Source organism: Arthrobacter sp. 05N428_2 (genome assembly GCF_056397065.1).
The window spans coordinates 13,400-32,831 of sequence record NZ_JBFTMR010000014.1; the positions used below are offsets into that span (position 1 = coordinate 13,400).

General features: G+C 65.8%; 14 protein-coding genes and 3 pseudogenes. 13 read left to right on the forward strand and 4 right to left on the reverse strand.

Translation table 11 applies throughout. From position 1 onward, the window contains the following. Window positions 1-102 precede the first annotated feature (102 nt). The 6 genes and pseudogenes from AC1DGI_RS14615 to AC1DGI_RS14640 all read left to right on the forward strand — a co-directional run. Window positions 103-723: a hypothetical protein gene (locus AC1DGI_RS14615; protein WP_476899360.1), complete on the forward strand. Its 621-nt coding sequence runs from the start codon at window positions 103-105 to the stop codon at window positions 721-723. Between the two features lie 11 nt (window positions 724-734). Continuing rightward, a pseudogene (locus AC1DGI_RS14620) lies at window positions 735-905 on the forward strand (IclR family transcriptional regulator domain-containing protein); the annotation flags it as partial. Window positions 906-1,176: 271 nt separating this feature from the next. Further along, complete coding sequence (locus AC1DGI_RS14625; protein WP_476899361.1) at window positions 1,177-2,085, forward strand: glutamate ABC transporter substrate-binding protein; 909 nt, start codon at window positions 1,177-1,179, stop codon at window positions 2,083-2,085. A gap of 10 nt (window positions 2,086-2,095) precedes the next feature. Next, a complete protein-coding gene (locus tag AC1DGI_RS14630; RefSeq protein WP_441402398.1) occupies window positions 2,096-2,743 on the forward strand; it encodes an amino acid ABC transporter permease in 648 nt (215 codons plus the stop codon). 13 nt (window positions 2,744-2,756) lie between these two features. Further along, window positions 2,757-3,599 (forward strand): amino acid ABC transporter permease, encoded by an 843-nt coding sequence (locus AC1DGI_RS14635; protein WP_476899362.1) that lies wholly within the window; start codon window positions 2,757-2,759, stop codon window positions 3,597-3,599. 1,789 nt (window positions 3,600-5,388) lie between these two features. After that, window positions 5,389-5,445, forward strand: a pseudogene (locus AC1DGI_RS14640) (hypothetical protein); the annotation flags it as partial. A gap of 88 nt (window positions 5,446-5,533) precedes the next feature. Here the strand turns inward: AC1DGI_RS14640 and AC1DGI_RS14645 are convergent. From AC1DGI_RS14645 to AC1DGI_RS14655, 3 genes and pseudogenes are all read right to left on the reverse strand, one after another. After that, a complete protein-coding gene (locus AC1DGI_RS14645) occupies window positions 5,534-6,373 on the reverse strand; it encodes an IclR family transcriptional regulator (RefSeq protein ID WP_476899407.1) in 840 nt (279 codons plus the stop codon). A 71-nt stretch (window positions 6,374-6,444) separates the two neighbouring features. Further along, window positions 6,445-7,478: pseudogene (locus AC1DGI_RS14650) on the reverse strand (aminopeptidase P family protein). Further along, window positions 7,466-8,965 carry a purine-cytosine permease family protein gene (locus tag AC1DGI_RS14655; protein WP_476899363.1) on the reverse strand — a complete coding sequence of 500 codons (1,500 nt, stop codon included), beginning with the start codon at window positions 8,963-8,965 and terminating at the stop codon, window positions 7,466-7,468. Before AC1DGI_RS14655 ends, AC1DGI_RS14650 begins: the two are co-directional and overlap by 13 nt. Before the next feature lie 145 nt (window positions 8,966-9,110). On the opposite strand from AC1DGI_RS14655, the gene AC1DGI_RS14660 reads away from it, so the two are divergent. Continuing rightward, the gene (locus AC1DGI_RS14660; RefSeq protein ID WP_476899364.1) at window positions 9,111-10,694 is read left to right on the forward strand and encodes a PucR family transcriptional regulator; all 1,584 of its coding nucleotides are present in this window, start codon (window positions 9,111-9,113) and stop codon (window positions 10,692-10,694) included. On the opposite strand, the gene AC1DGI_RS14665 is transcribed toward AC1DGI_RS14660, so the two are convergent. Beyond that, window positions 10,691-11,365 (reverse strand): GntR family transcriptional regulator, encoded by a 675-nt coding sequence (locus AC1DGI_RS14665; protein ID WP_476899365.1) that lies wholly within the window; start codon window positions 11,363-11,365, stop codon window positions 10,691-10,693. The two genes, AC1DGI_RS14660 and AC1DGI_RS14665, sit on opposite strands and share 4 nt — an antisense overlap. A 170-nt stretch (window positions 11,366-11,535) precedes the next feature. On the opposite strand from AC1DGI_RS14665, the gene glyA reads away from it, so the two are divergent. Genes glyA through AC1DGI_RS14695 form a run of 6 tightly spaced genes read left to right on the forward strand, consistent with a single transcriptional unit; the run spans window position 11,536 to window position 19,429 of the window. After that, window positions 11,536-12,876 (forward strand): serine hydroxymethyltransferase, encoded by a 1,341-nt coding sequence (gene glyA, locus AC1DGI_RS14670; protein WP_476899366.1) that lies wholly within the window; start codon window positions 11,536-11,538, stop codon window positions 12,874-12,876. Next, window positions 12,873-14,093 carry a sarcosine oxidase subunit beta family protein gene (locus AC1DGI_RS14675; protein ID WP_441399730.1) on the forward strand — a complete coding sequence of 407 codons (1,221 nt, stop codon included), beginning with the start codon at window positions 12,873-12,875 and terminating at the stop codon, window positions 14,091-14,093. The genes glyA and AC1DGI_RS14675 overlap by 4 nt, the downstream gene beginning before the upstream one ends. Before the next feature lie 15 nt (window positions 14,094-14,108). After that, window positions 14,109-14,438, forward strand: coding sequence for a sarcosine oxidase subunit delta (locus AC1DGI_RS14680; protein WP_441399729.1), 330 nt, complete (start codon window positions 14,109-14,111; stop codon window positions 14,436-14,438). Continuing rightward, a complete protein-coding gene (locus AC1DGI_RS14685; RefSeq protein ID WP_476899367.1) occupies window positions 14,435-17,410 on the forward strand; it encodes a 2Fe-2S iron-sulfur cluster-binding protein in 2,976 nt (991 codons plus the stop codon). Before AC1DGI_RS14680 ends, AC1DGI_RS14685 begins: the two co-directional genes overlap by 4 nt. Then, the gene (locus AC1DGI_RS14690) at window positions 17,403-18,038 is read left to right on the forward strand and encodes a sarcosine oxidase subunit gamma (protein ID WP_441399727.1); all 636 of its coding nucleotides are present in this window, start codon (window positions 17,403-17,405) and stop codon (window positions 18,036-18,038) included. The genes AC1DGI_RS14685 and AC1DGI_RS14690 overlap by 8 nt, the downstream gene beginning before the upstream one ends. Continuing rightward, on the forward strand, window positions 18,038-19,429 hold the full coding sequence (locus AC1DGI_RS14695) for an L-serine ammonia-lyase (protein WP_441399726.1): 1,392 nt from the start codon (window positions 18,038-18,040) through the stop codon (window positions 19,427-19,429). Before AC1DGI_RS14690 ends, AC1DGI_RS14695 begins: the two co-directional genes overlap by 1 nt. The last annotated feature ends 3 nt before the right edge of the window (window positions 19,430-19,432 follow it).

Genomic DNA, 19,432 nt, shown 5'->3' on the forward strand with positions numbered 1-19,432 from the left:
AGCGGCGAGACATACGCGACGGGGGTAGCCCGTGGCCCTAGTAGCAGGGCCCTTGCCACACCCCACGAGCGGGACGCGGAGAACCACGATGAAAGGAAGCCCATGAAGACTGACCCAAGCAAGTCCGGCGCCGTCAATGCTGAGCCACTCAAAGGGGACCCCGCAGGACAGGACCCCACCGTTCAGGTCCCTGCTGCGGACGTGAAGCTGCAGCTTCAACTTGCGATCTTCGAGGCAAGCAAGGGCTCCGAAGGCAAAAGCCACGCCGAGATCCTAGAGAGGCTGCGGTCCGCTCTAGCCGCCCGCGGCGTTGCGGAACCACCGCCCACTTGGTTGGAGTCGGTCGCCTCTTCAGCGTTCTACGGCAAGCCCTACCTCATTGACTTCCCCACTGCGATCGCAGCAGACTCCGCCGTGCCCGCTCCCAATCAAGAAGTCCGGATCCGCCTCGCAGGCCGCCGCGAGCTTCGGGCGGAAAAGCTTCCGCCCGGAATCTTCCCCTCCACGGATGACTGGGACGTGCCCATCATCGAATCTCCCGCGGGCGCCCCCCAAGTTGTGAACCCGGCCATCATTTCCCGGCGGGCGACGAGAATCGCTGCGGGCCTGGTTTTGGTAGGAGTCGTCGTTGCGGCCGTAGTCCTGGTCATCCAGTCTGCCCGGGCATCCAACCGGCGCCAGACGACCCTGCGGGCCAACCCCCGCGGAGGGGAAGTCGGCTAGGGCAACAAGCTCAGAAAAACGGCGTCCGCTGTTTTGCCGCCGCCGTCGCCAACGCACCCACTCCCATGGCCCTCTCAGTCTCTGGGCCCGTTTCCAGGGTGGACCAAGCCTTTGCGGATCGAGCAGTTCCCCTACTTCAAGAAGCCGCCAAGGCGATCTCCGACGAGTTGAACGTGTTTTAGCAGCCGGGGCCACAGGTCGGAAGGCCCGATGAGGAGCGGCCCGGTGGCTGGCGGACCGGGCCAGGCGATCATCAGTCCACTTATTGTTACGATCTAGAACTGTTTTTTGTGGCGTTTGCCAATTCGAGAGCGATTCAGTCGTAGGTTGGACCCACAACGGCGATCAGGTGGGTGTCGCCGGCCACGAGAGGACCAATTCATGTCAGATCTTGATCGCGTTTCGTCACTGCTCTTGAGCCGGCGGGGGGCGCTTGCCCTTGGACTGGGAACATTGGGCGCAGGCGCGCTCGCCGGATGCGGCGGCACACCGTCCTTGCCGACACCGTCCGGCTCCGGCGGTTCCAGCGGGGCGGCCGGCGGTTCCGTTATCGACATGGCTGCCTACGACGCCGTCGTGGCGAAAGGTGCAGTGGCCGCTGATTCCGTGGTGCAGGCGAGCGCCTGGGCGAAAGCCATCAAGGCCAAAGGGCAGTTGGTGCGCGGCGGCACCGACACGTCGACGCTCTTTTCGCTGCGGGACCCTGCCACGGGAAAGGTGGCCGGATTTGATGCGGGTCTTTCACAGTTGCTGGCCAAGTACATTTTCGGCGAGCCTAAAGAGAATCTTGCTCAGGTTACGGTGGACACCCGGGAGACTCTGCTGCAGAACAACTCGGTCGATGTCATCTTTGCCACGTATTCGATCACTGCCAAGCGCGCCGAGAAAGTGGATTTCGGCGGTCCATACTACGAGTCGAAGTCGGCAATCCTGGTCAAGGCGGACAACACGTCCATCAAATCCGTCGCTGACCTCGCAGGCAAGACGGTCGCCACGCAAAGCGCGTCCACCGGCGTCACGCTCCTCAAAGAGGTCGCCCCTCAGGCGAACGTCCAGACTTTCGATGACAACCCCAAATGTCTTGCCGCGGTCCAGCAGGGGCGGGTGGAGGCTTACGTCATCGACCAGTCCATCTTGTTGTCCAATGCTGCCAAGAACAAGGACGTGAAAATCGTCGGCGAGACCTTCGGGAACAGCGATAAATACGGCATCGGGTTGCACAAAGGCACGGATGCACTGGCGTTCGTCAACGCGTGGCTGAAACTCGTGGAGTCCGACGGCTCATGGGACGGGCTGTGGAAGGCCACCGTTGGCCAGGTGCTGAAGACCGACCCGCCGAAGCCGCCTGCCATCGGCGCCTGAGGCAGCGTCTGTGGATCAGTTGTTTACGACCTACCTTGACCAGCTGCTGGCTGGGCTCTGGATGACGTTGCGATTGACCGCCGTTGGCTTCCTCGGTTCGCTGGTGGTCGGGACCGCAGTCGCGGCGTGCCGGGTCAGCCCGATTCTGCCCCTGCGCGCCTTGGGCCGGCTGTACGTGGAGCTCTTCGTCAACATCCCGCTGATCAGCTTGTTGGTGGTGGTCACGTTCGGTCTCCCGGACATCGGCATCACGTTCGACCTGTTCAGCTGCGCGGCCATCTCCATGATTCTGCTGGGCGGAGCCTTCACTTGTGAGGCGATCCGGACCGGGGTCAACGCGGTGTCGGTGGGCCAGGTCGAGGCCGCTCGATCCATCGGGTTGGACTTCTCCGGAGTGCTCCGGTTCGTACTTTTCCCCCAGGCTTTCCGCAGCGTCGTCCAGCCCGTGGTCAACGTGTTCATCGGCATCCTGCTGAGTTCATCCCTGGCCGGCGTCATAGGCGTGAAGGATCTCACTCTTCAGGTGTCGGAGATCAACAACGAAGCCGCGTTGGGGCTGACCACATACTTGCTGGCCGCCGTTGCGTATGCGGTTATTTCCCTGCTGGCGGGCGGCCTGGGAGCCCGGCTGGAACAACGGCTGCGGATTAAGCGATGAAGGGCTTCTAACCATGAGCACGCAGGACAGTCTCTTCGACGCGGCCGGCCCGAAGGCGCGGCGGCGGATACGCATCATCACGGCGCTCAGCCTCGCGCTTATGGCCTGCATCGCGGTGGCGGTGCTGCTGCGCTTTGGCCAGGCCGGGCAACTTGCCCCCGACCGCTGGGTTGAATTTACGCAAGGGCCCTACCTGCTCTTCCTGCTGGCCGGTCTGGGCAATACAGTGGCCGCGGCCGCTGTGTCCGCGGTCTTTGCCTTGCCGCTCGGTCTGGTCCTGGCGCTCGGCAGGCTGTCGCCGCGCACATCCCTTCAACGGTTCTCCACCGGCTGGATTGAGTTCTTCCGTTCTGTTCCGCTGCTCCTTGTGGTCTACATCTTTGTCAGCGGCCTTCCTCAATATGGGATCAACCCCGACATTTTCTGGAAACTGGTTATCCCGATCACGCTGTGCAGTTCTGCAGTCATGGCTGAGATCTTCCGGGCCGGTATCAGGGCCCTTCCCGCCGGCCAGAGCGAGGCCGGGCTGAGCCTGGGGCTGTCACAAGGACAGCTCATGCGCAGCGTCGTGCTGCCCCAAGCTGTCAGGATCGTGGTGCCGTCTATGGTCGCGCAGCTAGTGGTGCTGCTCAAAGACACCACCTTGGGCTACGCCGTAAGCTACCCGGAACTGATGAAAACCTCCAACAACCTGACCGCTTACACGAATCACCTGATCCAGACGTATTTGATCATTGCGGCCCTATATGTGGTTATCAACGTACTCATCTCACACCTGGCCCGTTACCTTGAGCGCCGAATTTCCGGGCGGGCTGCCCGATTGGGGCAGGAACCCCTGGAGGTGGGCATCGGATGAACGGACCGGCCGCGAGCCTGTCTTTTACCTGAGGGTGGCTCGCGCAGCATCAGGGAACGGGGCCGGGGATCCGCCCCGGCCTTCGCATTTTGTTCTTCCGCCGTGAGTTGTCCGGAAGGAACTGCAACACCATAGCGCTCGTTGATTCCCCGTCTTCCCCTGGCTAGGGATGTTGGTGCTCGGCCCAGGCCGGGCCCGCGGGGTGGCACAGGGCGGTAATCGGCGCTTGCTCCTGCGAGTACCGCGACTTCCTCACGGCGTGAACCGCGCCCGGCCCCAGCGGGGCTCATTTGATCTATCAGGTGATCGCATCAGGTGGCGGTGATGACGAGGCTGACGCTGTGGGGCGGCGGAGTGGTATCAGGGGGCAAGTCGGGCGTGGACGATGGCGCCCACGCCCGGGACGGCCGCCGTCAGCACCCACAGCACAATCCCGGTGGCAGTCATTTGACGATCAGGGTTCCGTACATGTTGGAGTGGTACGAGCAGGGGTAGGGGTATGCGCCGTGAGCGCATGGTGGGTCTAGGATCTACCTCGCGACCACAGTCTTGGACCAGCACGTCCGAGCACCCGGCGAGGGATTCTCTTGCGGACCACGCGGCGCCAAAATAGCGCCGCAATGGGACCGCCATTTAGCGCCGACGGTCACCGACGGGCGCCGTAGGGTTTCGTCTGTACTGGAACCGTGACACTTACAATCGCCCATTTCCGGCAGCGGTGCCGCTCCCCGCGGGACGGCCTAAACGCCGCTTCTGTTCGGAGGTGGCCAGCCAGTGGTTGGTGACTGTTGGCGATAACCCTGACTGCCTTGACAACGAGGCCCGCGCAGTCCTTGCCCGGGGCACGCGGAAGGGGTTTAGTACGGCCTGTCGGTTGGTCATGCAGGTCGCTCCTCGTTTCTCCATGAGCTCTTCGGAGAGGAGGGAACCGCCGCCATGATGTTCGTTGATTTCCAGCATGAGGGGCGCCCCGCAGTGCGGTGCTTATTCGGGGCCGGTCAGGTTCCGGAGGCCTACTCTTCATACCGGAGCGAAATTGCGCCCCGCCCGGGCGCTCGTTTAGGCAGCCCTGTTGGGGCGCGCCAGAAGTGGGCAGAACAGGGGGTGTGCACAATGTGCACACCCTGGGCTTCGGATCGGATCGTACTGGTGCCGGATTGGGCCGGACTGGCGATGTTTTCGGGGGAGTGGCGTGTTTTCAAGGCCTGGAGCCCGGTTCGAGTCCCACCTCGGGCACAAGTTCCCTGTTCAGGGGTTTTTGGTGTTTCTTCGCGTGCACATTGTGCACACTCTTGCCTCTGATCTGCGTCTCGGGTCTGTGGGTCCCCGACGGTCTATTTGCTTGTGTTGGAACGGCCGTCTACGGCGGTACCGCACTGTGGTGGCTGTGGTGGGCCTTCATCCTCGTTAGTCCGTTCCGTTGGGTTTTCGCGTTCACCACTTCATGGTGGCTGGGGGCGCTTACAACGTGACTTGTGAGTGTTCGTAGATCGACCTAGGGCTGTGGCCGGTCCAGAAAGTTCCGCGCTGATGCCCGTTCATGCAGGAACGCCGGGGGAACGTCATGACATGGAAACTGATCCGGAGTGGATCATGTGCCCGCTGAGCCTTGGCAGGTGGTAGAGGCTCATCCTCCCTGAAGCTACTCACCGTCGTGGGACACTGGACGCCTTCTTGAGTCATAGCGCTTCGAGCACGCTGACGTAGTTTGCGATGCCGACGCCGCCCATGTTTTGCACCGCGGCAATCCCGTGCCTACGCTCAGGGCGCGTGAAGTCCGGCTCCTTCATTGCTTGCCACCGGTCTCAGCGACCGCGTCGTCGCCAAACGGGTCTTCATCTCCGAGGTAACCGTGAAAACCCGTCTTGGGCACATTTACGGCAAACTCGAGGTCGAGAAGCCGTGGCAGCCATCGCGGCCGCTTACCGGCTGGCCTATCGACGGCGGGAAGGCTCTGCTTTCTCTGGCAAGCGGCCGCCGAGCCGTGTCGTTACCCGGGCCGCGGCAGATGCGCAGGCTTCTCCCAGGTCCTGCAGCCGTTCGCGTGAGACGCGGAATTTAGGAGCCGAGATCAGCACGGCGGCCGCTAGGGCGCCCCGGTGATCGTAGACGGGGGCGGCGACTCCCACTTCATCGATCGACGATTCCCCATAGTTGATTGCCCATCCCCGGACTGAAACCTCGCCGAGCCTGATCTTGTAGCCGTCGAGGCCCTCATCGTCGAGCCCCGGATAGGTGATTCCGCCGCTGCGCAGGAGGGCTGCGACACGTTCCGCGGGCTCGTTGGAGAGGAAGACCTGGACGGAGGCGCTCATGGCGTCCTTGTAGCGGGCTCCGAGTGGGGTGGTGTGTTTTATTTGGTGTTGGCTGGCAATTTGCTCCACGCACATTGATTCCGTGCCGTTCCAGACCATTAGGGCACTAGTTTCCCCTGTTTGCTCCGTTAGTTCCTGGAGGACCGGGTATGCTACGCGCCGCTCCTCCAGTTCCGCGAGCAACGGTCCGGCGACGGCGATCAACCCCAGGCCCAGCCGGAAGCGACGGGTTTCCGGGTCCCGCTCCACGAGGTTTTCCTGTTCGAAGGTGGATAAGATCCGTGAGACTGTGCTCTTGTGCAGGCCGACCCGGCTGGCTATTTCGGTGACTCCGAGCAGCGGCTCCTCGGCGGTGAACGTTCGCAGGACGGCGATGGCGTTGACGATGACGGAAGCACCTTTGGTGTCGCCGTTTGCGTGGGTCTCGGGGGTATCTGCTGAGGTCATTGTGTCTACCATCATTCCGTATAGGGACGGCAAAGCGGCGCCACGGTGGACGTGGCGCCGCCTTCTTTGCTGATGGCGAGAGCTCAGGCGCTGATGATGTTGTGTTCCGGGCCGAACGGGAACTTCGTGATGTTCTCCGCGCCGTCTTCGCCGACCACCAGGATGTCGTGCTCACGGTAGCCGCCGGCGCCGGGCTGGCCGTCCAGGACGGTGATCATGGGTTCCATCGAGAGGGCTTGATCAGTTCCAGGCCCCGCCGGTGGACCTCCACGTTGATGTTCCACAGTTCCAGGGAGCGGGCGTCCGGCTCGCCAAGGAAGAGGGTCCGCTCCAGGGCGGTGTAGTAGCCGCTGGTCATCGGGAAGCAGTTCAGCGACAGGATGTCGTGTTCCTGGAGCTTGCGGGTGGTGGCCCAGTTGTGGGCGCCGTCGGTGTTGAGGCCGGACTGGAACCAGACCCAGGTGTCGCGGATTTCGGAATCCGGGAAGGTCCGGGCAATCTCGTGCACCATSGCTTCGGTGCCGATCAGGGCGACCTCGTATTCGGTGATCCCGGGGGTGATGGCGTTGCGGATGGCTTCGCCGCCGAGGTCACCGATGCGTGCGCCGTGCTTGATGACGGCGATTTCTTCGGCGGACTTGATCATGCGCTGGCGCATGGCGTCCTGTGCGACGTCCACCAGGGTGGCGCCGTCGAACGCGGCCTGGATCTTGTTGCGGTTGTCCAGCGGCAGGGTGTCGTCCTCGACGCCGAGCCGGCGGACGGTGACGCCGCGGGTCCGCAGGGCCTCCTGGATGGCGAAGATGTAGTTGTCCCGGCGCCAGTCCGTGTAGACGATGTTCTCGCCGTAGCTGCGCCGCCACGGCATGCCGGCGTCGATGTTCGCGGTCACCGTCACGGTGTCGTCGGCCGTGACCACCATGGCGTAGGAGCGGCCGAAGTAGGTGAAGAGGAAGTCGGAGTAGTACTTGATGGAGTGGAAGCTGGTCAGCACGACGGCGTCCAGGTTCTTCGCTGCCATGATCGAACGGAGACCGGCAATGCGGCGTTCGAGCTCGGCGTCGGAGAACGTCAGCTGAACCTTCTGGCCGTTGTGGAGAACCTTCAGGCGTTCCAACTCGGAGACGTTTGAGGCAAGGGCGGTGGTGGACGGACACCGATGGGCACACCGGCCCGGATGCGGCTGCGGAAGCGCGGGTAGCCGAGGCCGAAGTAGATGGCCGAGGAGGTCAGGGTCCCGGCCAGCCAGGAGAGGTCAATGCCGCCCATGGCCGTCGCGATGGGGCCTTGCAGGGCCGGAACTCCGCCATACATGAACATCCAGGTCATGATGAGGCCGGCGAAGAAGGCGATGAACGCCGAGGGGTTGATGGCCTTGAGGGAGGTCTTCTTCGAGTCAAGGAAGAGGTAGGAGAAGTCCTTGTGGTGCCGCTCGAAGATGAAGTAGTGGACGGCCATGATGCCTCCCCAGGTGGCCACCCAGGCCACGATGGCGCCGAGCCAGGTGTCGAGGATCATTGCGAAGTCCTCGGCGAACATGAAGCCGATGACGGCGAACATGGACAGGATTCCCACGATGATCGACAGTTTGCGCCGGGAGATCTTGACATCCAGGGCCTGGAAGGCGACACCGAAGGTGTACAGGTTGATGATGTTGGTGGCGATGGGCCCGTGGATGACCAGCAGGATGACCGGGATGGCCAGGCTGCCGAAGTTGGAGACGATCAGTTCGCCGGGATCGGCCTGTCCGTTCTTCGTCGCGAGGCTGGCGCCGAGGATGCCGAGCCAGACGACGGGCAGGAACTGGCCCAGAACGCTGACCAGGAACAGCTTGGTCGGCTTGACCTTGCGGCTGACGAAACGGGAGTAGTCGGGAGCGTAGGTGAACCAGCCGATACCCCAGCCGATGCCAATGACGGTCATGATGCCGGACATCGCGGCGAGGCGCGGCATCCCCTCCAGGACGGCCCCCGCCGGCCCGGCGTAGCTCCAGTTGATGTCCAGCTGCGTCCAGGCGACGATGGACATTCCGACCAGGACCAGGATGGTGGGCGGCATCGTGATCCGTTCGAACTTGGAGATGGCGCGGTAGCCGCGGTAGCAGATGGCCACCTGGACAGTCATGATGACCGCCGCGACGGCGATGCGGACCGCGATGTTCTTTTCATTGGGGTCGACCCAGCCGATCATGCCGAACAGGGCAAGGATCAGGTCCAGGATGACCCAGGTGTTCACGGCGGACCAACCGATGGCGATGGTCGCCTGGATGGCGGCCGGAAGATAGGCCCCGCGGCGGCCAAAGGCGCCGCGGGCCAGCAGCATGCCGGTGGCACCGGTGCGCTGGCCCAGGATGACGAAGAAGCCAAAGCCGGCCATGCCAATGAGGTTGCCGACGATCAGTACCAGCAGGGTGTCGCCCAGACCCAGTCCCAACTGGATGCCGAGGGCTCCGAGGATCCAGTTGATGGGGGCAACGTTGGCGCCCGCCCAGATCCAGAACTGGCCGGACAGTTTCGTGGTCCGGGCGGATTCCGGGATGGGCTGCAGGACGTCTTCTACTTCGACGGTCGCCTCTTCGTGCGACCGTTGTTTAGCTTGGTTCATGCGCGTCTCGATTCACTTCGTTGTGATTGCCGAACGGAAGGTAGTTTCAGCTTATTGGTGATGCACAGCACAACCTAGATGCTTTTTGATTACACTGAACCCATATCAGGCGACGAAACGTCGCACGTTTACCTTTGGGGTATCCATGATCACGCTCGCAACCGTCCTCGAGTCCCAGCCGCTGGCCGCCGCCGACCCGGTGGTGCGCAGCAGTGTGCCCGGCACCCTGGAACGAGCTGTCCGCTGGGTGCATTCAAGCGAGGTGCTGGAGATTGCCCCGCTGCTGCGCGGAGGCGAGCTGCTGCTCTCCGGCGGGGAAGCCTTGCTGGCCCTTCCCCCACAAGAGCAGGAAAATTACATCCGCAGCGTGGCGGGACGGAAGATTGCCGCCTTGGCCCTGCAGACTGCGGGCCAGGCGGCGCCCATGTCGGAATGGCTGATTGCCGCGGCAAATGAGTACGGGCTGCCGCTGATTGACCTGCGCGCGGTGGTGCCCTTTGTCGACGTCGCCGAGGCAGTGAACCGCATGGTGGTCAACGAGCAGGCTGCCGCCCATGTGGTGGTCGACGACGCCTCCCGCCGGATTGCGCGCCAGATCACGGACCGGGGGCCGAATCTCCCGGTCATCCTCGAGATGCTGGCCACCTCGTTGGAGGCGGAGGTGTCGCTGACGGCGCCGGATGGATCCCCGCTCGGCCGCGCCGGCAGTGCCTTCGGCGAAGCCGGTGCCTTCGGCGAAGCGGGTGCCGCTGGCGAAGCGGGGGTCACCGACACGCCCGGCGCGGCCGGCCCGAGCCACGAAGAAGGCTCCCAGGCCGTGGCTGGCATCGTGGTCGGCGGTCAACTGGCGGCCCAGCTGACACTCCGTTCCCCGTCGCGTGATCCTTTCCTGCTTGAGCTTGCAGCCGACCGGCTCTCCGGCATCCTCGCACTGGCCCTCGCGCAGGCCTTCCGCCCGACGCCGGCCCAGGTGGCCGATGCGCGACTGTTGGAGACGGTGATCGAGGGCGGCGACGCCGCGATCATCGGCCCACTCTGGCTGCAAGCCGGCCTGCAGCCCGGACTGGCTGCCGTAGTGGCTGTCTTTCGGACGTCCGGGCGGGAAGCGAACTTCTCCACCGTCGAACGCGCCGTCCGTCTGGCGGGAGTGACCGTCAAGTCCCACCAGCGGGACGGCGAACGGGCGGTGCTGTTCACTGTGGCGCGCACTGAGGCGCACGCGGTCCGGGATGCGCTGCTCCGGGCAGCGCGGGGCGCCGTGGGCGGCTCCGAAGGCTTTGCGGCCTTCGGCCCCACCGTGGCCGACGGCCTGCGCGCGCACGAGTCCTATGTTGAGGCGCAGGAGACCATCCGGCTCGGGACACCGGCCGCGGGCGACGTGCTCGATGCCATGGACTTTCTGGGGCGGCGGATCCTGGATGCCGTGCCGGACCCTGGCTTCCTGGACTCCTACGTGGAATCTGGCCTGGCGGAAGTCCTCGAGTGGGACCGGAAACACGGCACCGCGCTGCTGGGGACGCTGCTGTGCTGGCTGGACTCCGGGTGCAACACGACTGCGTCAGCCGTCACCTTGAACGTTGAGCGGCAGACGATGCACAAGCGGCTGAGCAAGATCCAGGCCCTGCTGGGCGGGGACCCTCGAACCTCCGGCCGGCTGCTGACCCTCCATATCGTGGCCGCCGCGGCGGCGGCCACGCCCGCCGCGCACCCGGTCCGGCGCACGTCCTAGAGGACGCTGCGGATAGTCTTCTCGAAGCTGGTGACGTGCTCGAAGGCCAGGCCCGCCGCCCGTTCGGCGTCGCCATCTGCAATGGCGTGGAGCAGGTCGACGTGTTCGGTGATGTGGCCGGCGACGGACGGGATCTTGTCCAGCACCAGGCACCAAATGCGGGTCGCCAGGTTGTCGTACCGGATCAGCACGTCCTCCAGGTGAGGGTTCGCCGCGGCAGCGTAGATCTGCCGGTGCACCATGATGTCAAAGCGCATCAACGTGTGCTGGTCGGCGCCCCGCGGGTCCGAGCCGGAGATATCGGCCGCCAGCGACCGGAGCCTGGCCCGCATTTCAGGGTTGGCGGAGCGCGCAGCCCGCCGTGCCGCGAGCGGCTCCAGCAGTTCGCGGATCTCCGAGATGTCGGCCAGTTCCGTGATGTCGACGCGGGTGGCAAACGTTCCGCGGCGCGGATAGGAGACCACCAGGTGGTCACTCTCCAGCCGCTTGAGCGCCTCGCGGACCGGCGTGCGCCCAAACCCTAGCCGGGCCGCGAGAACCGAGTCGTTGATGGCCTCCCCCGGCCGAATTTCCAGCATGATCAGCTGGTCGCGCAGCTGCCGGTACGCCTGTTCCGACAGCGGCAACTCCGCGCCGCCTGCTTCCGTATCTTCCACCGCAAGGCTCGTCATGTCCCCTCCTCGTGTCTCACTTTGCGTATTGCCACCCCCGCCGCGGTTGTTTTAGTAACACCCTTGACGTGACGTGACCTACAACATATTGTTGCATTCAATCTAATATATCAGTCATGTATTAGTTGGCTAGCAGTTGTTGACTAGCCCTTGATCGAAAGGAGCAAGCCATGGCAGATGTGCTCACCGGCACCCTCTCCAGCGTCGACGCCGAAGTCGACGCAGCCATCGCCCGAGAGCTCGACCGCCAGCAATCGACGCTGGAAATGATCGCCTCGGAAAACTTCGCCCCCACGGCAGTGATGACCGCCCAGGGCTCGGTGCTGACCAACAAGTATGCGGAGGGCTACCCCGGCAAGCGGTACTACGGCGGGTGCGAACACGTGGACGTGATCGAACAGCTCGCCATCGACCGGGTCAAGGCCCTCTTCGGCGCCGAGGCCGCCAATGTGCAGCCGCACTCCGGCGCTCAGGCCAACGCCGCCGCGATGTTCGCGTTGCTGGATCCGGGCGACACCATCCTGGGCCTGGACCTGGCGCACGGCGGCCACCTGACCCACGGGATGAAGATCAACTTCTCCGGCAAGCTGTACAACGTGGTTCCCTACCATGTGCGTGAATCCGACATGACGGTGGACATGGCAGAGGTGGAGGCGCTGGCGCTGGAACACCGGCCCAGGCTGATCGTGGCCGGCTGGTCCGCCTACACCCGCCAGCTCGATTTTGCGGAGTTCCGGCGCATCGCGGACTCCGTTGGCGCCTACCTGATGGTGGACATGGCCCACTTCGCCGGCCTGGTTGCAGCGGGGCTGCACCCGAACCCGGTGCCGTACGCCGACGTCGTCACCACCACCACGCACAAGACGCTGGGCGGCCCGCGCGGCGGTGTCATCCTGAGCCGCGAGTCCCTGGCCCGCAAGATCAATTCCGCCGTTTTCCCCGGCCAGCAGGGCGGCCCGCTGGAGCACGCGATCGCGGCGAAGGCCGTGTCATTCAAGATCGCCGGAACCCCCGAGTTCAAGGACCGCCAGCAGCGCACCCTGGAAGGGGCCAAAATCCTGGCCGAGCGGCTGCTCGCACCCGACGTCGCCGAATATGGGATCTCCGTGGTGGGCGGCGGCACCGACGTCCACCTGGTCCTGGTGGACCTGCGCAACTCCGAACTGGACGGCCAGCAGGGCGAGGACCGCCTGCACCGGATTGGCATCACCGTGAACCGCAACGCGGTTCCGTTCGACCCCCGGCCGCCGATGGTCTCGTCCGGACTGCGCATCGGTACCCCGGCGCTGGCCACCCGAGGCTTCGGCGCAGCCGAATTCACCGAGGTTGCGGACATCATCGCCGAGGCCATCAAGGGCGAACTCAGCGACGAGTCCGCCGTGCTGCTCCGTGACCGCGTCACCGTCCTGACCGAAAAATTTCCGCTATACCCGAACCTGCCGTACCCGAACCCTACTTATCCGGACCCCGCCGCGGACGCCGGAACTACCCCGAACGGAGTTGCCCAGTGAGCACCGACCACCTCCCGGAGCACCCGGACTTCCTCTGGCGCAACCCGGAGCCCAAGTCCTCCTATGACGCCGTGATTGTGGGCGGCGGCGGGCACGGCCTCGCCACCGCCTACTACCTGGCCAAGAACCACGGCATGACCAACATTGCCATCCTGGAAAAGGGCTGGCTTGCTGGCGGCAACATGGCCCGGAACACCACCATCATCCGTTCCAACTACCTCTGGGACGAGAGCGCGGCGATCTACGAGCACGCCCTGAAGCTGTGGGAGATCCTGCCCGAAGAGCTCGAGTACGACTTCCTCTTCAGCCAGCGCGGGGTCATGAACCTGGCCCACACCCTGGGCGACGTCCGCGAAAGCATGCGCCGGGTCGGGGCCAACAAGCTCAACGGCGTGGACGCCGAGTGGCTGGACCCGAAGCAGGTCAAGGAACTCTGCCCCATCCTGAACATCAATGACAACATCCGCTACCCGGTCATGGGTGCCACCTACCAGCCGCGCGCCGGCATCGCCAAGCACGACCACGTCGCCTGGGCCTTCGCTCGCAAGTGCGATGAGCTCGGCGTGGACATCATCCAGAACTGCGAAGTCACCGGCTTCCTCAAGGACGGAAACCGCGTCGTCGGGGTCAAGACCACCCGCGGCACGATCCACACCGAGAAGGTCGGCCTCTGCGCGGCAGGACACAGCACCGTCCTGGCGGAAATGGCAGGGTTCCGGCTCCCGGTCCAGTCGCACCCGCTCCAGGCCCTGGTGTCCGAGCTGCATGAACCCGTCCACCCCACGGTGGTCATGTCCAACCATGTCCACGTCTACGTCTCGCAGGCGCACAAGGGCGAACTGGTCATGGGCGCCGGCGTGGATTCCTACAACGGCTACGGCCAGCGCGGTTCCTTCCACGTGATCGAGCACCAGATGGCGGCCGCCGTCGAACTCTTCCCGATCTTCGCCCGGGCCCACGTCCTCCGGACCTGGGGCGGGATCGTGGACACCACCATGGACGCTTCCCCGATTGTGGGCACCACTCCGGTGGAGAACATGTTCGTCAACTGCGGCTGGGGCACCGGCGGGTTCAAGGGGACCCCGGCCGCCGGCCTGACCTTCGCCCACACCATCGCCACCGGTGCCCCGCACCAGCTCAACAAGCCCTTCGCACTGGAACGCTTTGAAACCGGTGCCCTGATCGACGAACACGGCGCCGCCGCCGTGGCCCACTAGCGAAAGGTAAAGGACATGCTCCTGATTTCCTGCCCCAACTGCGGGCCACGAGATGAGACCGAATTCCATTACGGCGGCCAGGCCCACGTGCCGTACCCCGAAAACCCGGCAGAACTCACCGACCGCGACTGGGCCGAGTACCTGTTCTACCGCGACAACACCAAGGGCATTTTTGCCGAGCGCTGGCTGCACAGCACGGGCTGCCGGCAGTGGTTCAACATGCTCCGCGACACCGTTACCTACGACATCCAGGCCGTGTACCCGATGGGGCAGTTGCGTCCAGCCACGGGATCAACAGCCCCCACCGTCACCACCCCGGTTTCCCCGGAAGGAGCAATCAAATGACCGCCCAGCCGCAGCCCGCGCGTCTTAACGCCGGCGGACGCATCGACCGCAGCGTCACCTGGCGCTTCACCCTGGATGGCCGCGAATACGCTGGCCATCCAGGCGACACCCTCGCCTCCGCCCTGCTGGCCAACGGCCGGATCGCCGCCGGAAACTCGCTGTACGAGGACCGGCCGCGCGGCATCATGTCCGCCGGCGTCGAGGAATCCAACGCCCTGGTCAAGGTTGCGGCCCGGTTCCCCGGCCACGTCGCCGAGTCCATGCTGCCGGCCACCACGGTCTCCCTCGTGGACGGGCTCAGCGCCGAGTGGCTCAACGGGCTGGGCAAGCTGGACCCGGCCGAGGACTGTGCCGAGTACGACAAGAAGTACGTCCACACCGACGTCCTCGTGGTCGGCGGTGGCCCCGCGGGCCTGGCCGCGGCCCGCGAAGCCGTCCGCGCCGGCGCCCGGGTAATCCTCATTGACGACCAGCCTGAACTGGGCGGCTCGCTGTTGTCCGGATCCACCGCTCCGGACCTCGCGGACACCATCGAAGGGCAGTCCGCCCTGGACTGGGTGGCCAACGTTGAGGCCGAACTAATCTCCGCGGCCGAGTGCACGGTGCTGAACCGCACCAGCGCCTTCGGCTCTTACGACTCGAACTACGTCATCGCGGCCCAGAACCGGACCGACCACCTCCTGAGCCCGGCGGCGCCGGGCGTGTCCCGGCAGCGGATTTGGCACATCCGTGCCAGCCAGGTCATCCTGGCCCCGGGCGCCCACGAACGCCCGCTGGTCTTCGAGAACAACGACCGCCCCGGCATCATGCTCGCCTCCGCGGTCCGCAGCTACCTGAACCGCTACGCCGTGGCCGCCGGCTCCCGCGTGGTCATCAGCACCACCAACGACAGCGCCTACGCCCTCGCCGCCGACCTCCGCGCCGCCGGCGTCAGCGTCGAAGCCGTCGTCGACGCCCGGACGCAGCTGAGTGAAACCGCCGCTGCGGCAGCCGCAGCCGGCACCCGCGTGCTGATCGGCAGCGCCGTCGCCGACACCACCGCCGCCGGAACCGACACCGCCGGAACGGGCGGCCGGCTCCGCGGCGTCACCGTCCGGAGCATCAACGACGACGGCGAACTCACCTCCGGCGTCGAACAGATCGCCTGCGACCTGCTCGCTGTCTCCGGCGGCTGGTCACCGGTGGTGCACCTGCACTCCCAGCGCCAGGGCAAGATCCGCTGGGACGATGACCTGGCGGCGTTCGTCCCCAGCAGCGTCGTCCCCAATCAGCAGGTGGCCGGCTCCGGCCGCGGCAGTTTCGAACTCGACGACTGTGTCGCCGAAGGCATCGCCGCCGGGGCAGCCGCGGTCGGCGCCGCCGGCTTCACCGCCGCGGGCACGGAGGCCACGGCGGGAACGCCGACGCCGCCGCGCGCCTCGGCCCCGACCCGGCAGCTCTGGCTGGTTCCGGGGCAGGAAGGCGGCCCGGAGGACTGGCATCACCACTTCGTCGATTTCCAGCGCGACCAGACCGTGGCCGACGTCCTGCGCTCCACCGGGGCCGGGATGCGGTCCGTGGAACACGTCAAGCGCTACACCTCGATCAGCACGGCCAACGACCAGGGCAAGACCTCCGGGGTAAACGCGATCGGCGTCATCGCCGCAGCACTGCGGCAGGCCGGCGAAGCGTCCCGGGGCATCGGGGAAATCGGCACCACCGCTTACCGCGCCCCCTTCACCCCGGTGGCGTTCGCGGCCTTGGCCGGACGTCAGCGCGGCGAGCTCTTCGATCCCGCCCGCGTCACCTCCATCCACCCGTGGCACGTCGCCCAGGGTGCGCTCTTCGAGGACGTCGGCCAGTGGAAGCGGCCGTGGTACTACCCGCAGGGCGGAGAGGACATGGACGCCGCGGTGCTGCGCGAATGCGCCGCCGTCCGGGACTCGGTGGGCTTCATGGACGCCACCACGCTGGGCAAGATCGAGATCCGCGGCAAGGACGCCGGCGAATTCCTGAACCGCATCTACACCAACGCGTTCAAGAAGCTTGCACCGGGCTCGGCCCGCTACGGCGTGATGTGCACCCCCGACGGGATGATCTTCGACGACGGCGTCACGCTGCGCCTCGACGAGGACCGGTTCTTCATGACGACCACCACCGGCGGCGCAGCCAAGGTGCTGGACTGGCTGGAGGAATGGCTGCAGACCGAATGGCCCGAGCTGGACGTGCACTGCACCTCCGTCACGGAGCAGTGGACCACCATCGCCGTCGTCGGACCGAAATCCCGGGCCGTCGTGGCCAAGCTGGCACCGGAGCTGGACGCCGACGGCGGCCTCGACGCCGACGCCTTCCCGTTCATGACGTTCCGCGAAACGACGCTGGCCTCCGGCGTCAAGGCCCGGATCTGCCGCATCTCGTTCTCCGGCGAACTGGCCTACGAGATCAACGTGCCGGCCTGGTACGGGCTCTCCACCTGGGAAGCCGTGGCCGCGGCCGGCGCCGAGTTCAACATCACCCCCTACGGCACCGAAACCATGCACGTGCTCCGGGCGGAGAAGGGCTACCCGATTGTTGGCCAGGACACCGACGGAACCGTCACCCCGCAGGACGCCGGGATGGAATGGGTGGTGTCCAAGGTCAAGGACTTCATCGGCAAACGCTCCTACGCCCGCCAGGACGCCGGCCGCACCGACCGCAAGCACCTGGTCAGCGTCCTCCCCGTCGACGGCAGCATCCGGCTCCCCGAAGGAACCCAGCTGGTGGAGCAGGGCATCCCGGTCAATCCTGCCTACGGCCCCGTGCCCATGCAGGGCTTCGTGACCTCGAGCTACCACAGCGCCGCGCTGGGCAGGTCCTTTGCCCTGGCCCTGATCAAGAACGGCCGCAACCGCATCGGCGAGACTCTGGTGGCCGCCGCCGGCGACGAACTGGTGGACGTTGTCGTCGCTGAAACTGTACTTTTTGACTCTGAAGGGACCCGTAAAGATGGCTGACACTGCAGCACTCGAAAACTCCAAGAAGATCCAGACCCTCCGGAAGAGCCCGGCGTCGCACCTGGGCGCGGCTTTCGAAGCGGGCTCGGTCGCGGGCGTGGTGGAACTGCGCGAGGTGCCGTTCCTGACCATGGCGGGGCTCCGGCTGGCCCCGGCCAGCGCGGCCGGCGAGCGGCTGGCTGCCCTCACGGGCGGGCTGCCGGCCATCTCCGGGGAGGTCGGGGGTAGTGGCGACACCGCGGTGCTGTGGCTGGGTCCGGCGGAATTCCTGCTCGTGGCGCCCGCGGAGTCGCACGAAAGCCTGGGCGGCAGCCTCCCCCGGACGCTCATCGAGGGGCTCGGGGACGGCGAGGGACAGGTGGTGGATCTGTCCGCCAACCGCACCACGCTCGAACTTTCGGGTCCGCGGGCGCGGGCTGTGCTGGAAAAGGGCTGCGCCCTGGACCTCCACCCCCGCGTCCTGAAACCCGGGACGGCGCTGTCCACGGAAATCGGCGGCATCCCGGCCATCCTCTGGAAGACTGCGGACGAGACCTACCGGGTCCTGCCGCGGGCCTCCTTTGCGGAGTTCCTTGGCCGCTGGCTCCTCGATGCCATGCGCGAATTCGCGACCCCCGAGGTCCCCTAATGGCGCTCAGCGTCCTCGACCTGTTCTCCGTTGGCATCGGGCCGTCCTCCTCCCACACGGTCGGCCCGATGCGGGCGGCAAAACGCTTCGCCGACGGGCTCAAGAGCGACGGCCAGCTGAGCTCCACCACCAGGGTCCAGGCCGAACTGTTCGGTTCCCTGGGCGCCACCGGCCGGGGCCACGGTTCGGATAAGGCCGTGGTCCTGGGACTCCAGGGCCAGGACCCCGAGACCGTGGACACCGGAACCGCCGACGACCAGGTGGCTGCGGCCGCGCTCGACGCCGAACTCAGGATCGCCGGGGACCACCGGGTGGACTTCAACTGGGACGAGGATGTGGTCCTGCACCGCCGGAAATCCTTGCCGGCCCACCCGAACGGGATGACCTTCCGGGCGCTGGACCGCTCCGGGGCAGTCCTCCGGGAACGCAGCTTCTACTCGATCGGCGGCGGCTTCGTGGTGGCCGGTGACGCCGCCGGCACGGACAAGGTTGTCGAGGACACCACGGTGCTCCCGTATCCTTTCACCACGGCGGATGAGCTCCTGGCGACCTGCGCCCGCGAAGGCAAGTCCGTCTCGGACATCATGCTCGCCAACGAGCTCGTGTGGCGCAGCGAGGCCGAGCTCCGCGAGCGCCTGCTCAAGATCTGGGCCGTCATGCGCGAATGCGTGAGCAACGGCTGCGCCGCGGAAGGAATCCTGCCGGGCGGGCTCAACGTCACCCGCCGCGCGCCGTCGTTGTTCAGGACGCTTAGCGCCACCGATGCGGAACTGGACGGCGGAACCTCCGCCGACCCGCTGCTTGCGATGGAATGGGTGAACCTGTTCGCGCTGGCGGTCAACGAGGAGAACGCCGCGGGCGGGCGGATCGTCACCGCCCCCACCAACGGCGCGGCCGGGATCGTGCCGGCGGTCCTGCACTACTACACCAGGTTCGTCCCGGGAGCCGACGACGACGGTGTGGTCCGCTTTCTGCTGGCCGCCGCCGCCGTCGGCATCCTGTTCAAGATCAACGCCTCGATTTCCGGGGCGGAGGTCGGCTGCCAGGGCGAAGTGGGCTCCGCCTGCTCCATGGCCGCCGCCGGGCTCTGCGAAGTGCTCGGCGGGACGCCGGCGCAGGTGGAAAACGCCGCCGAAGTCGGCATTGAACACAACCTCGGCCTCACCTGCGACCCGGTGGGCGGGCTCGTGCAGATCCCGTGCATCGAACGCAACGCCATCGCCAGCGTCAAGGCCATCAACGCCGCGCGTCTTGCCCTGCACGGCGACGGCAGCCATAAGGTATCCCTGGATAAAGCCATCAAGACCATGCGAGAAACAGGAGCGGACATGAAAACCAAGTACAAGGAAACCTCGCGCGGGGGCCTCGCCGTGAACGTCATCGAGTGCTGAACG